This is a genomic window from Gemmata sp. SH-PL17 (assembly GCF_001610855.1).
In the GTDB taxonomy this organism is placed as follows: domain Bacteria; phylum Planctomycetota; class Planctomycetia; order Gemmatales; family Gemmataceae; genus Gemmata; species Gemmata massiliana.
The window spans coordinates 1400033-1413864 of the sequence record NZ_CP011271.1 but is presented as its reverse complement, the minus strand read 5'-3'; the positions used below and the strand labels follow the sequence as shown (position 1 = coordinate 1413864).

The 13832-nt window shown below is 62.7% G+C and carries 12 protein-coding genes and 1 pseudogene; 3 read left to right on the top strand and 10 right to left on the bottom strand.

What is annotated here, in order from left to right; all coding sequences use genetic code 11:
* Positions 1 to 181 precede the first annotated feature (181 nt).
* Complete coding sequence (locus VT84_RS05795; RefSeq protein ID WP_082838826.1) at positions 182 to 1585, bottom strand: RNA polymerase sigma factor; 1404 nt, start codon at positions 1583 to 1585, stop codon at positions 182 to 184.
* Between the two features lie 228 nt (positions 1586 to 1813).
* On the opposite strand from VT84_RS05795, the gene VT84_RS05790 reads away from it, so the two are divergent.
* Positions 1814 to 2116, top strand: a complete 303-nt coding sequence (locus VT84_RS05790; protein WP_082838825.1) for a hypothetical protein — start codon at positions 1814 to 1816, stop codon at positions 2114 to 2116.
* A gap of 213 nt (positions 2117 to 2329) precedes the next feature.
* Positions 2330 to 3037, top strand: coding sequence for a glycosyltransferase (locus tag VT84_RS05785; protein WP_082838824.1), 708 nt, complete (start codon positions 2330 to 2332; stop codon positions 3035 to 3037).
* Positions 3038 to 3169: 132 nt separating this feature from the next.
* Here VT84_RS05785 and VT84_RS05780 read toward each other — a convergent pair whose 3' ends face one another.
* The 4 genes from VT84_RS05780 to VT84_RS05765 form a co-directional block, all read right to left on the bottom strand.
* Positions 3170 to 3850, bottom strand: a complete 681-nt coding sequence (locus tag VT84_RS05780; RefSeq protein WP_082838823.1) for a hypothetical protein — start codon at positions 3848 to 3850, stop codon at positions 3170 to 3172.
* Positions 3851 to 4026: 176 nt separating this feature from the next.
* Complete coding sequence (gene priA, locus VT84_RS05775; protein ID WP_239465702.1) at positions 4027 to 6354, bottom strand: primosomal protein N'; 2328 nt, start codon at positions 6352 to 6354, stop codon at positions 4027 to 4029.
* 120 nt (positions 6355 to 6474) lie between these two features.
* Positions 6475 to 7320 carry a GAF domain-containing protein gene (locus tag VT84_RS05770; RefSeq protein WP_082838821.1) on the bottom strand — a complete coding sequence of 282 codons (846 nt, stop codon included), beginning with the start codon at positions 7318 to 7320 and terminating at the stop codon, positions 6475 to 6477.
* 173 nt (positions 7321 to 7493) lie between these two features.
* Positions 7494 to 7715: a hypothetical protein gene (locus VT84_RS05765; RefSeq protein ID WP_082838820.1), complete on the bottom strand. Its 222-nt coding sequence runs from the start codon at positions 7713 to 7715 to the stop codon at positions 7494 to 7496.
* A gap of 165 nt (positions 7716 to 7880) precedes the next feature.
* On the opposite strand from VT84_RS05765, the pseudogene VT84_RS05760 reads away from it, so the two are divergent.
* Positions 7881 to 8360, top strand: a pseudogene (locus VT84_RS05760) (transposase); the annotation flags it as partial.
* A 366-nt stretch (positions 8361 to 8726) separates the two neighbouring features.
* Here the strand turns inward: VT84_RS05760 and VT84_RS05755 are convergent.
* From VT84_RS05755 to VT84_RS05735, 5 genes are all read right to left on the bottom strand, one after another.
* Positions 8727 to 10064, bottom strand: a complete 1338-nt coding sequence (locus VT84_RS05755; RefSeq protein ID WP_082838818.1) for an FAD-dependent oxidoreductase — start codon at positions 10062 to 10064, stop codon at positions 8727 to 8729.
* A 163-nt stretch (positions 10065 to 10227) separates the two neighbouring features.
* The gene (gene kynU / locus VT84_RS05750) at positions 10228 to 11511 is read right to left on the bottom strand and encodes a kynureninase (RefSeq protein WP_082838817.1); all 1284 of its coding nucleotides are present in this window, start codon (positions 11509 to 11511) and stop codon (positions 10228 to 10230) included.
* Positions 11508 to 12278: a cyclase family protein gene (locus tag VT84_RS05745; RefSeq protein ID WP_052560698.1), complete on the bottom strand. Its 771-nt coding sequence runs from the start codon at positions 12276 to 12278 to the stop codon at positions 11508 to 11510. The genes kynU and VT84_RS05745 overlap by 4 nt, the downstream gene beginning before the upstream one ends.
* A 21-nt stretch (positions 12279 to 12299) precedes the next feature.
* Positions 12300 to 13310, bottom strand: a complete 1011-nt coding sequence (locus VT84_RS05740; RefSeq protein ID WP_082838816.1) for an amidohydrolase family protein — start codon at positions 13308 to 13310, stop codon at positions 12300 to 12302.
* Positions 13310 to 13831, bottom strand: a complete 522-nt coding sequence (locus tag VT84_RS05735) for a 3-hydroxyanthranilate 3,4-dioxygenase (protein ID WP_082838815.1) — start codon at positions 13829 to 13831, stop codon at positions 13310 to 13312. Before VT84_RS05735 ends, VT84_RS05740 begins: the two co-directional genes overlap by 1 nt.
* Position 13832: the final 1 nt, after the last annotated feature.

The following is a 13832-nucleotide window of genomic DNA, read 5'->3' as shown; positions in this document are numbered from 1 at the left end:
GATCCGGGCGTGGGCGTGCAGATCGCGGGTGAGGCGCGGGCCCGAGTAACAGACCAGGGTCCGAAGCTCCTTCGCTCCGGTTCCGGTTGAGGCGAGAGCGGAAGCGAACGTGTACTGCCGGGAAAATGTCCACGTGCTCCTTTTCTGTTCGCTTTTTTCGATGTGTGAGGCACACCACCGCTTATTTGCCGTTCTTCACCTTCCAAAGTGCCGCTTCGAGCGCCAGGCGGTGCCGGATCGCGTGGTTGAGGATCATGGGTCGGATCGCACCTGCTTCCACGCGAAGGTGCGTGGATCGTTCCAATTTCTTGGTGAGTACGAGCAGTTCCTCGAGCCACGGAACGAGTTCTTTCGGCTCCTTTGCCCATAGTTCTGTTGCTGCCATTTGCATATCGGACAGGCAGTCGTATCTGAGAGGGACATCAGCTTCCACGCCCCCGACGACATCAAGTGCTTCCTGAAAACGTTGAAACTCTAATCTTCCCTGGTGCAATCGCGCTTTCAACAATTTTCGGTGCGTGTTATCTGTTGCTTCAATTTTCAGGACGATTTCCCCAGTTAGTCGCGGGCACAACTTCTTGAAAGCGGCTTTGCGCTCATCAAGGTCATTTGGATACGGTTCGGGTAAGGCGAGTTCGGGAAATGCCGTTGGGGGGATGGCCGGGGTACCGTTTATCTGGCCTACAATCCACTTCTCATCTGCGGGTTCGTCTTTCGTCGGTGCGGGGTTATTGGCTGCGATTGGAACGGGTGCGAGCGCGATGTCCGGAAGTGGCAGCACCTTACCGTTACCAGAGGCCAACGCGATTACGCTGCCCGCACCAAACAGACCAGCGATTCCGATGCTTGTGGTCCAGGTCCAATTCGTTGTCTTCAGCATCACAAGGGCTCCTTCGGTAAGAGACGCGACCGCGGGCGGTACCGCGCCCGTGGTCAGGGACAGAATGGTTGCGGTCAGGTGCGGAGGTGCGGTCAGTGTGGAGAGCAGAATCGCGACTGGTGTCAGCCCGCGGTGAGCCAGACGCTCGCGGAGCTTCGCTCGTGCGCGACTAAGGCGCCCGGACACGGTGCCGATCGGCCAGCCGAGTGCTTTGGCCGCGTCCGCGTGCGACAGACCTTCGAGGTCGCACAACACGACGGGCAGACGCTCGCGCTCGGGGAGTCGCGCGAGTTCCTCGTGAACGGCGATCGCACTTTCCGTATCGGTCGGGGACGCAGACGCGGCCTGTATCGAATCGAGTTGGTTCGGTTCGAGTGGGGAATTGCGGGCCGCACGCTCGCGCAGCTTGAGTGACGCATTCACGGCTACGCGGTGCAGCCATCCGCCGACACACGGGGCGTTAATCGTTTTGGCCTTGCGCACAAGTGCGAGAAACGTGGCCTGGAACGCATCTTCGGCGTCGGCCTCGGAACGGAGCGTGCGCCGACACGTGGCCCAGACCGCGTCCGCGTGCCGGCGCGCGACCAGCTCGAACGCGGCCGAGTCGTTCGACGCGACGAACCGGCGGAGCAGTTCCGCGTCCGCAACGTGATCGGTCGCGGTCGGCGTAGACGCGAGTAATCGGAGTAGCAAGCGACGCGACATAACGCGGATTCGTGGGGTATTGGGCTCTCGTCCCCATACTGATCCGCGAACTGGTCGAATTCATACACGGAAACGCCGGAATTTTGGTGGCGGTCTACTTGGCTCGCTTCTCGTGTGCGATGTCGCTGTTCGGGGCGCTGCACATGCGGGCGCTGGGTGGTTGATCTGGTACTCGGGAGAGAGTAATCTCAGAACCGGACCGAGCAACACTATCCATCCGAGGTTCCCATGAAGGCGATCCAGTATCTGGCGATCTTTTTCGCTCTGATCGGCACTGTAGCCGGGGTACGTGCTGCTGAACTGGTGACGCAGACCGAAACGGTCGAGCGCGTCAAAGATGGGCGGATCTTCACGGACTCCGCGAAGGTGTTCGAGCCGAACGATGAAACTAAGATCGTCAAAAAGACGGCGACCGGTGAGGCCGAAGCGAAGCTCGCGGACATCAAAGAGGGAGACACGATCGAGATTCAGACCGAGAAGGGGAGCGCGGACATCAAGAAGATCATCATCATCAAGAAAACGAAAAAGTAACGCCTCCCTCTCGCTCGCTGCCGCGCTAGACAACGGATGCGCGGTCCGGGCGCTGATCGCGCATTGGCGCGGGAGCAGCGAAAGAAAGCGCCTTCGATCTGCCATGACTTTTTCAGCGGGGGTGAAATAAAATCGCCCGTGCCTTCGTAATACTTTTCACACTCGCCGCCGTTGTTCGCCTGTCAACAGCACTCAAAATCGTAGGCACTGTCGATGATTAAGAAGCTTCACTTCATCTGGGTCGGGAGCTTCGTCCCGATGAGCAAGGACCGGCCCTATTTCCAGCGGATTCAGAAGTGGGCCACGGTGAACCGGGGGTGGCAAGTACACCTGTGGTACAGCAGCAAAACTCTGGACGGCTTGGGGCTCCACATGATGGGGCGCCTGAAGCGCGAGTTCCCCGGGATCACGTACATGGACTGCGGGCAGTCGTCGAAGAAGGTGCTCGTGGGCCTCGACGACATGTTCTCGGACGAACTGTACCTCCAGTACCCGAACTACGGGGCCGCCAGCGACATCCTGCGCGTGGCGATCCTGATTAAGCACGGCGGGCTGTACCTGGACACGGACGTCGATACGGGTAAGCCGCTCGGGAGCCTGCCCGCGCCGCACAAGTTCCTCGTCAACCAGCCCCTGGAGGGGGCCTACTCGAACGACGTCCTGTACGCGGGCAAGAAGGGGCACCCGTTCTTCATCAAGTACCGCAAGAAGATGATCGAAAGCTACAAGACTTATTCGTCTAAAGCGTGGGCCGCGGACCGCCGGACGAACAAGGACACGAAGAACGCCTGGACCCAGATGGCGACCGGTCCCGGCTGTTTGACGGACGTCATCAACGAGGGGTACAGTAACTTGGGGTCGTCGATCCTGTTCCCGAAGGATCGAGTCACACAGACCTCGTCGGACTGCTCGTGGCTGTAGTCTACTTTCGCTTTTCCGGGAGTGGGCTGCCGAACAAATTCGGCAACCCACTCGGTCCAGACCCGTCTCTACCAATCGTACCGATATCGACCGTGGGCTTTATTCGGTCTATGGTCCGATCAAGTTCAAAGCTCAATTCTTGGTGACCTTGAAGTCGGTGAACCGGACCCAGTGGTCCGCCTTGTCGGGCGCGCCGGTGGCGGTCAGGCAGAATCCGCGTTCCTTGGCTTCTTTTCGTAGTGCGGAGTGGAAGAAGTTCTTGTATTCGTCCTTCACGGACGGCCCGACCTGGAAGTACCCGTAGCTGCCGCGGACAATGATCCGCAACGCGCCGGCGTCGTTCGTCGCGTCGGTGTACTTCACCTCGTACTTCGCGACATCGCCTTCTTCACCCGGTTGACCTTTAAAGATGTAGTTGCCCGGCGCGAAGACCAGCTTGTCTTTCACGCGCTGTTTCTTGGCGGCGAATTCCGGGCTCCCGTCGGTTAGCAGGCAGACCCCGGCGAGCTCCTTGTCGGCCGTGAACTCGTCGAGCGGCGTCACTTTGACCGAGGCGACCACGGTGTCGGTCGCGTCGAACGGCAGGATCACCTTGAGCATCGGTGTGTTCTTCCCCAATCCCCCGTTCTGAACGCGCATTTCCAGCCCGCCGTCCTTGATTCGGTAGTCCTTCTTGTCGAGGCCGACAGGCTCCCATTTCTTGGACAGACCGTCCTTGAAGTTGTCCGCGAAGATCACGTCTTCCGCCGTACTGGGTGTCGAACCGATCAGCAGTACGAGCGCCGCGACACCACACGTTGTTGATGTGGGCATGTGTCACTCCGACGTGAGTTGATGACACGATTGGAACTCAAACGACGGTGCAACGCAAGCTTCTTACGACTTGTCGGGGTACGCGCGATTCACTGACTCCAACGTTACGCACCCACGAAACGCGATCGGTTCAGCCCCTGTTGGACTGAACCGATCGTAGCTTCTGGCGGGGCGGGTCACAACATGCTGTACGGGTCGATGTCCACCTGGAACTCGACGCCGCTGGGCGGCTTCGCGAGCGTCAGCACGTTGCGCAGGACTTCGTGCAGCACCGCGCTGCTGTCGGACTGGATCTGGAAGTGGAACCGGTAGAAGTTGTTTAACCGAAACACCGGGCACTCGGCCGGACCGAGTAGTCGCACCGGCGTGTGTCCCTGTGCGGTGGTGGCACGCTTCATCGCTTCCTTGAAGGTACCGGCCAGCGTGTCCGCGAACGTGGCCGCGGCCTCTTCTTTTTCGCTGCGAACGATGAGGCGCGCGAGGCGCTCGTAGGGCGGGTACTTGTGCTGCTTGCGGTGTACGAGTTCGAGTTTCGCGAACTCGCCGTAATTGTGGTGCGAAGCGAGCGTGATACACGGGTGGTCTGGAGTAAACGTTTGCACGAGCACCTGCCCGCCCTTCTCGCCGCGCCCGGCCCGGCCCGCGACCTGCGCGAGCAACTGGAACGTGCGTTCCGCGCTGCGGAAGTCCGGCAGGTGCAGCCCCACGTCCGCGTTCACCACGCCCACGAGCGTGACGTTGGGGAAGTCCAGCCCCTTCGCGATCATCTGCGTGCCGACGAGGATCTGGATCAGCCCGTCGCGGAACGCATCGAGTACGCGCTGGTGGCTCCCGGGCTTCGACATCGTGTCCGAGTCCATGCGCTGGCACACGTTGCCGGGGAACTTCTCTTCGATTTCGACCTGTAGTTTCTCGGTCCCCAACCCCTGGTAGCGCATCGCGAGTTGCGAGCACGCGGGGCACTTCTGGAACGGGGCCGTCTCGAACCCGCAGTAGTGGCACATCAGCGAGTTCTTCGTGCGGTGGAACGTCATCGCGAGATCGCAGTGGGCACACTGCGCCACGTGTCCGCACGCCTCGCAATGCACGTGCGTGCTGAACCCGCGGCGGTTCAGCAGCAGGATGATTTGCCCCTTCTCCTTGAGCGTTTTCCGCATCGCGGATTCGAGCGTCGGGCCGATCGCGTAGTGCTTGCCGGGCGTCTTCGGTTCGTGGCGCAGGTCCACTAACTTCACCGCGGGGAGCGGGCGACTCGCGACGCGGTTCGGCATGCTCAGCACGGTGTAGTTCCCGCGCTCCGCGTTCGCCCAGCTTTCGAGGCTCGGCGTCGCGGACCCCATCAGGATGGGAATGCCTTCGAGCCGGGCGCGCATGACTGCCACGTCGCGTGCGTGGTAGCGCGGGGTCGATTCTTGCTTGAAGCTGTTTTCGTGCTCCTCGTCGATCACGATGAGACCGAGCTTCCGCGTCGGCGCGAACACGGCACTGCGTGCGCCGACGACGACCTGAATGTGCCCGGTGGCCACGCGGCGCCAGTACCCGCCGCGCTCGGCGTCGGTGAGGTGGCTGTGTAGCACCGCGAGGTTCCCGCACCGACCCTTGAATCGCGAAATCGTTTGCGGCGTGAGCGAGATTTCGGGCACCAGAACGATGACTTCCTTGCCCTGTTTCACCACCTCTTCGATCGCACGCAGATACACTTCCGTTTTGCCGCTGCCAGTAACGCCGTGCAGCAGGAACGGGTGATAGCCACCGGTTTCGAGCGCGTTTTTGAGCGGTTCCCACACGCGGAGTTGGTCCGCGTTCAGCGCGATCTCGACGTGCGGCGCGCTGGTGCTTTGGTCTTCGGTTTCGGCGTCGGGCATTGCCGCGGGCGTTTCGATGCGCTCGCTGAACTTACGGACGAGTCCCTTCTTGATTAACCCGGCGACCACGCCCGTTGTGCATTTCGCGAGTCGGGCGAGTTGGAGCACTTCGAGCGGCCGGTTCTCCTTCTTGAGCTTGTCGAGCGCGGCCTTCTGTTGCGGTGTGACGGTCGGGAGCGGGTTCGGCAGCTTTTCTTTGGGTAGCGGTTCAACGAACGACGCGACGCGCGTGCCGGCGTTGTCGCGCACGCCCGCGGGCACGACCGCATGCAGCACCTGGCCCCACCCGCAGAGGTAGTAGTCCGCCATCCACCGCGTGAGCTTCATGAGGTGCTCGTCGACGATGGCGTCGTCGTCGAGAACGCGGGTGACAGTCTTAATCTCGTAGCCGGACGTGGGCTGCACGTCGGTCACGCGCACACAGAACCCCGCGGTCCCTTTGCCGCCCTTACCGAACGGTACTTCGACGCGCTTCCCGACGCCGATTTTCGCAGTAAGAGATTCGGGAACCGCGTAGGTGTAGGCGTGGTCGAGCGGCCGGTCGAACACGATGTCCGCGAACAGCGTCGCGGGGACAGAAACGGGTTTGGGAAGTTCGCGCTCGTTTTCGACTTCAAACAGCGTGTTGGGGGCCGTCATGGCCGGTCGCTCCGCGGTGTCGGGCGTCAAAGTGTGCATGCGCCCAGTTTAGCAGCGCGCAGCGCCGCCACCAAGGACGGTTGCCCAACCGGTACTATCGGCAAAATGGGTAGCCGAAGATTACTCGGCACAAACTGGAGCAGCGCAAACTCTATCGGGGTTGGGAGTTGCCGTTTCGCTAGCTGCGGGTTCGTTGTCGTGCTGCGTGTCGTCGGCGGGGGCGCGACTGTTGCGGTCGAGCGCCAGTTGTGCGATGCCCTCGGGACTGAGACCGTGAGTCACGTGTAGCCCGAACGACTGTTCGAGTAATGCTTCCACCGGCACCCACTGACCGTTCACCTCGAACCGCTTGGTGAGGAAACACATGCGCACGAGTCCGCCGGTTGTGGGGCGCTGGGCTGCGTCGCGCAACCGCGTGTTTTCGCCGCGGAGCAGGGTTTCCATGCCCCGAGCTTTGTTCGTCTCGGTTTGGGACCGGACGTATTCCAGTGCGAGAGCGGTCGAATCGGCCAGGGACTGGAGCCACCGAACTTCGGTCGGAGTCGGACACGCCGTTTGTGCCCAGTACACTCCGATCGCCCCGACCGGGCCGAGTGATCGAATCGGGACCACGGCCAAGCTCTTGACGAACGTAACGCGGTAGGCGTCGTGGGGAATGCGGTCGTCGAGGTAGATATCGGGGATGAGTGCGGGCTGGCGGTTCCGCATGACCCAACCGCTGATACAGGCATCCATCGGGAACCGCTTACCCTTCCAGAGCGGCGCGATAGCGTCCTCGTCCACGTAGTAGCACTTCTCGTCGTCGCGAAGAACGAAGCACGCCCCGTCCGCGCCGGTCACGCGCCGGGCCGCGACCTTGACGATGTTTGTGATTTCCGCGGTGGTGCGCGCGGAGGAGAGCCGCTGAACGGCGTCGATGAGTTGTTCGGTGGCCTCGGCCGGGGCCGGTTTGGTCGCTTCGCTCATCGCGGTACTCGGTCTGATGTTCGTGGGCGCAGGCGCATGTTGAGTATAGTCCAGGCAGAACCGAAACTGCAGCAGTGTATCGGCGAAGAAGCACAGTTCCCGCGAAAGTTATTGCGAGGGGCGGAAAAGTGCGCTGTTGAGAGAAAACTGTACTTTCCGCGATCTTGTAGGTTTTATATGGCGAGGTTGAGTAGTCGTTCGGCGAGTTCACGGAGTTCCGCGACGTCTTTTGCGATCACCACAACCGCATTAATTTCCTCGGCCAGCAATTCCCGCTGCCGCGCCCGGTGCTTGTCCGTGTGGCTGGAGCGGCGCTCCTGGTCATCCCACGGTGACGCGAGTCGGTGGGCCACCAGCGCATCACCGGATCGGTTCCACTCCCACGCCCCGGTCATCGTGAACGCCCACAGGCATAGGTGGGCGGACCGCCCAGACCGTCGGGCACAAGCAAGACCCGAACAAGGTCGAGCGGGCGCGTCGCACCTTCGACTCGTTGAAAAAAAGTTGAGGCGGGCCGGTAGGCTGTTCTACCTGGACGAGAGCGGGTTCAGCCAGCCGTTGCCGACCGGGCACTCGTGGTCCCTCCGAAGCAACGCAAGCGGGTCAAGTACGAGTACCCGCAGGGGCGGCGGGTGAACGCCCTGGCCACGTGCGAGCCACAGGCCCGGTGCCTGGACGCGGTGCCGTTCGAGCGGGCGCTGACGTCGGACGACCTGCTCGCGTACTTGCGGAACCGTTTGCCGACGGCAGACGTGCCGCGTGTGATGGTTCTGGACGACGCCGGTATCCACACGGGCAGGGTGGTTAAGGCCGCTCGGCCCGGGTTGGCGAAGCTCGGTATCTACCTGTACTACCTGCCGCCCTACAGCCCGGAGTTGAACCGCATCGAGCCAGTATTCAAGCAGGTCAAGCACCACGAGATGCCGACCCGCAGCTTTACCACCCGGGCCGCCCTCCGCAAAGCCGTCGAGGACGACTTCGAGACGTACCGGCGGCGACTCCAAGCCAATGGTGACAACGAACTACGGCTGGCTGCTTAGGGCGCCAGCGGTGGGGCCGACTACTCAAACAATACACAGCAATTAGCACAAACAATATTATTATTATAATAATTAATAAAATATCAAAACGATTGCATGCGAATCAAGTAAGACTGAAGACAACAAACTGGATCGTGAGTCCTTTTTTCAGCTAGGCCTGCTGAAGGGTCGTGCATTTCAGAACTGACACCCGAAACGGGTCCGACAAGGGGCAACTGGTGCCACTGAAAAATGCCAAAAGCCTGAAATATGTGCGTCTCGATGTGTATTCTTGCATTGGTGGCACAGGCCAGAGTCCTGTGCCACCAACAGAAACGCGCACCTCCAATACGGCAACTTGATCGCTTCAAATTGCCCGTTAAAGTGTTAGGCCCCCGCACGGAGGCGCGCGAATGCGGCGGCGATGTCGATTTCGGCGAGGGCGTTCGCCCGCGCGCACACGTCCATCAGGATTCGATCCTGTACGCGGCCGCGTTCGAGGGCGTCGCGGTACGGGGTGCGGTGGAACGAGACCATCCCGTACTTCGAGACGAACTGACCCGGGTAGCGCTCTTCGAGCTTGTGTTCGAGTTGCCGCTTCAACGCGAAGTGCGGATCGGCAGACGTGTCGCGCATCTCGATGAAGTTGTCCAGCGCCAGTTGCGCAATCGCGTCCGTGTTCGGCTTCCGCGACGCGAAGAACCGCGGGAACACCTCGTCCCAGTTCTCGCCGTGTTCGTCGAACAGGTCCGCCAGCACTTCGCAATCTTCAAACGCGCAGTTCATTCCCTGACCGAAGAACGGGACGATCGCGTGCGCCGCGTCGCCGAGCAGGAGCACACGGCCCTCGGAGTACCACTGCGAACAGCGCACGGTCACGAGTCCGCCGGTCGGGTTGCGGAAGAACTCGCCCGGGAGGTCGGCGATGAGCGGGACCGCGTCCGGGAACGTGCGCGTGAAGAACGACGTTACGGCGTCGGGCGTTGAGAACTGGTCGAACCCGGGTTCCCCGCGGTGCGGCAAGAACAGCGTGCAGGTGAACGAGCGATCGAGATTCGGCAGCGCGATCATCATGTACCCGCCGCGCGGCCAGATGTGCAGTGCGTTCGGCTCCATCCGGAACGTGCCGTCGGGCGCGGGCGGGATCGTCAGTTCCTTATAGCCGTGGTCCAAATACTCCTGGGCGTAATTCATGCGCGTGCTTTGCATCAGCGCGAGTCGTACCGCGGACGCCGCACCGTCGGTACCGATCACGACGGGAGCTTCGACCCCGAACTCGCGCCCGGAGGACTCGTCGCGGACGGTCGGTGTTTGCGTGCGGAGGTTGTAGTTGGTGCAGCGGTGTTGGAAGTGTACGGTGGCGTTCTTCTCGCGCGCGAGGGCATCGAGTAGTTGCACGTTCAGCCCGCGACGGCCGACGGAGTGAATGACTTCGTCGGCCGTGCGCCCGTAGGGGATGAGCGAACACGAGCCGGTTACGGGGTGGATGTACCGGCCGCGCATCGGGATCGCCCGCGCCAGCACCTCGGTGTCGAGCCCCACGCGGTTAAGGGCGTGAATCCCGCGTACCGAGAGCGCGAGGTTGATCGAGCGCCCCTCCTCGATCTGCTCGGCGCGCACGTCCGCGCGCCGCTCGTAGACGGTGACCTTCACCCCTCGCCGGGCCAACATCAGCGCGAGCAGCGCGCCGGACAACCCGCCGCCGACCAGAGTGACTTCACGCATGGGAGGTTCCGCTGTTGGGTGGCGTGAGCCACAAGAACCCGGGGTTGAAACCCCGGGCTATTCCCGGTGACCCCATTCGGGGTCCAAAAACTATAAACCGGGGAGTCTTCGCGGCCCCAACGGGGCCACCGGGAATAGCCCGGGGTTTCAACCCCGGGTGCCCTTATGGGGCATCCGAACCCGCGTGAATCGCGGACAGCACCTCCGCGCACCGCACGACATCCGCGAACCGGTTGTACAGCGGGACCGGCGCGAGGCGGATCACGTCCGGTTCGCGCCAGTCGCAGATCACGCCGTTCGCGCCGAGCGCGGCGAACGCCTTCTTCGCATCGCGCTTCACGCGCACGGAGAGCTGACACCCTCTGTGAGTGGGAGCGGCGGGCGTGATGATCTCGATCCATTCGGGGAACAGACTGCGGAGCGCGCGGTCGAGGAAGCCCGTGAGCGCCTCGCTCTTGGCGCGGAGGCGGTCCATTCCGGCGTCCGCGAACAGTTCGAGCGACGGTAGCAGCGCGGCGAGCGAGAACAGCGGCGGGTTGCTGAGCTGCCAGCCCTCTGCCCCTGGGATCGGCTCGAACTCCGGCCCCATTTGAAAGCGGCTGTGCTTGTCGTGCCCCCACCAACCCGCCATGCGCGGCAGTGGGTCGCGTGCGAAACCGTGGCGCTCGTGAACGAAGCACCCGGCCACGCACCCGGGACCGCCGTTGAGGTACTTGTAGTGGCACCACACGGCGAAATCGGCGTCCCAGTCGTGGAGCGCGAGCGGCACGTTGCCGGCCGCGTGCGCGAGGTCGAACCCCGCGGTGATCCCGTACCGGTGCGCGACTTCCGTGATTGCGGTGATGTCGACGCGCTCGCCGGTGTAGTAGTTCACGCCGTCCATGAGCACGAGTGCCAGTTCGCTCGCGTGCTGCTCGATGAGTGCGACGACGTCTTGGGTGTGCAGCGTGTGCTCGCCCGCACGCGGTGCAGCAGTGACGAAAGCATTGGCTGGGGCAAACCCGCGCAGGGCGATCTGCGACGCCAGCGCGTAGCGGTCCGAGGGGAACGCCGCGTGCCCGACGAGGACTTTGTAGCGCGCCGGCTCCGGGCGGTAGAAGCTCGTGAGCATCAGGTGAAGGTTCACCGTCAGCGTGTTCATCGCGACCACTTCGTGCGGGGCCGCGCCCACGATCTTCGCGAGGTGCCGGGCGAACAACTCGTGGAACGACACCCAGGGGCGCTCGGGCTTGAAGTGCCCCTCGACGCCGAGCGCTTCCCACGCGAGCAATTCCTGTTCGACGGACGCGCGGGCGCCCCTCGGCGCGAGGCCGAGCGAGTTACCGCACAGGTACGTTGTTTCTGATCCGTCCGTGTGGCGCGGAACGCAGAATTGCGCGCGGAAGGGCGCGAGCGCGTCGATCCGGTCGAGTTCGTCGGCTTGTGCGCGCAGTTCGGCGATCGTCATACCGCGCCATCCAGATCGAAGAGGAGTGGGCGAGACGGAGCCGCGTCCGAAACCAGCGGCGGCACCTGGAGCACGAGCGCGTAACGACCGTCCGGCACCCGATCGGGCACGAAGATCATCTCGGTGACCGTGCGCTGACGCGCACGCGCATCGGGTAATTCTTTTGAACCGGTCGACATGCTCCAGAATATCCGGTGCGCGGTCAGGTGGCCCCCATCTATCAACGGATCGAGCGACGGTAGGTCGACGAGCAGGTGCTGCACACCGTGCGCGCGGATCGCGGCCATTGCGTCGGGTCCGAAGTATGGAGTGGTCCCGTCCTCCCACTTGCGCGTAATTTTGTTCGGATCGTTCGGGAGCGTGCGAACGACGAGCGCGTTTCGGAACTCGGTCGGAGCCCTTCCTATCGCGCGCTCGATCGCATCGGCGCGGATCTCGCGCCCCTCGGGGGGCACCGAAATCAGCGCGCACGGCAGAAACAACGGCAGCGTAACCTTCGAGAGCGGGAAGCGTTCCGTCGTGAGGTGCCCGACGCTCTCGGTGTGCGTGCCGTTGCAGTGCGGTGTCAGTTCGATTACGTCGCAGTTACACGATCCGCCCCGTCGCGTATCGAGTACGAAGCCGTCGCCGGAGTACGGACGCGCGGTTGCAGGTGGGACTCCATAAGCGTTCGGTTGCGCGCCGTGCGGATCGAGCGGAATGGAGATGTCGACCCACTTGGTGAGGGGGTAGACGCGCTCTCCGATGGTGACCTGCGCGAACGGCATGAGGGCACCTCATGACTCAATTTACTCGAACTGCTCCGGCTTCACTCCCAACCATGCGCACGCGGTGCGAAACAGCAGATTCTCTTCGATGTCGCGCGGGAGCTTCATGGAGCGGATGAGCGATCCCGGCTCCGTTTCGCCCAGCGGGAACGGGTAGTCTGTGCCGAGCGCGACGCGCTCCGAACCCATGACGTCGATCAGGTATTGCAGGCAGCGTGTGTCGTGTACGAGCGCATCAACCACGATGCGGCTCAGGTACTCGCGCGGGTTGACCGGGTTGTGAATCGCGCACAGGTCCGGGCGGCAGCGGAACCCCTGTTCGATGCGCCCGATGGTTGTGGGGAACGACCCGCCGCCGTGTGCGAACGCGATCCGCAGCTTCGGGAGCCGTTCCAGGACGCCACCGAAGATCAGTGACACGATCGCCCGCGTCGTTTCGGCCGGCATCCCCACCAACCACGGCATCCAGTATTGGTTCAACTCGTTCTTGCCGAACATCTCCCAGGGGTGAACGAACACCGCGGCCCCGAGTTCTTCCGCGCGCTGGAAGATGAGAAAGAGTTCGGCCGCGTTCAGGTTCGTCTGGTTGACGTTCGAGCCGATCTGTACCCCGCGGAAGCCGAGTTCGTGGACGCAGCGGTCCAACTCGCGCACCGCAAGGTCCGGGGCTTGAAGTGGTAGGGTACCCAGGCCGATGAAGCGCTTCGGGTACTTCCGCACCGTCTCTGCGACGTCGTCGTTGAGGAACCGCGCGACCTCGTACCCGTGTTCGGGTTTGGCCCAGTAGCCGAACATGACGGGCACGGTGGAGAGCACCTGCACGCGGACGCCGCACGCCTCGCACTCTTCGATGCGCTTCTCCGCGCTCCAGCAGTTCATCTCGATTTCGCGGAAGAACTTGCCGTCGACCATCATGTGCGCGCAGCCGGGGCCCTGGTGCGCGAGTTCCACGAACCCGCCGTAGCCGAATCGGTCGGCCCAGCGCGGCAAGTGTTGCGGCAAAATGTGCGTGTGGATATCGACGGTGAGCATCACGCGCCGGCCTTCTTCGGGTCCGTGAACCGTTCTCCGCAGACCTTGCAGACGCGCCTAGCTTCGTCGCCGTAGAACCGGGCGAAGATCGGCGGGAGCTGCGTGACGATGTTCGTGATGTGGGTGAACTCCTCGTGCAACTTGGCGCCGCACCCCTCGCAGTACCACTGGAAGCCGTCCATCTGGTCCGCTTCGCGCTTCTTCTCGATCACGAGGCCGATCGTGCCATCGGGCCGGCGCGGGGAGTGTGGCACGCGCGCCGGTAGCAGGAAGATGTCCCCCTCGCGGATCGGGATGTCCACGATCTTTCCCTCATCCTGCACCTTCAGAACGATGTCGCCCTCGACCTGGTAGAAGAACTCTTCGCCCTCGTTGACGTGGAAATCCTTTCGCGTGTTCGACCCGACCACCATGACGATGGAGTCCGCGTCTTCCCACACCATCTTGTTGCCGACCGGCGGTTTAAAGAGGTGGCGGTGCTCGTCGATCCAGGCTTTGAAGTTGAGCGGCGTGCGGAGCATG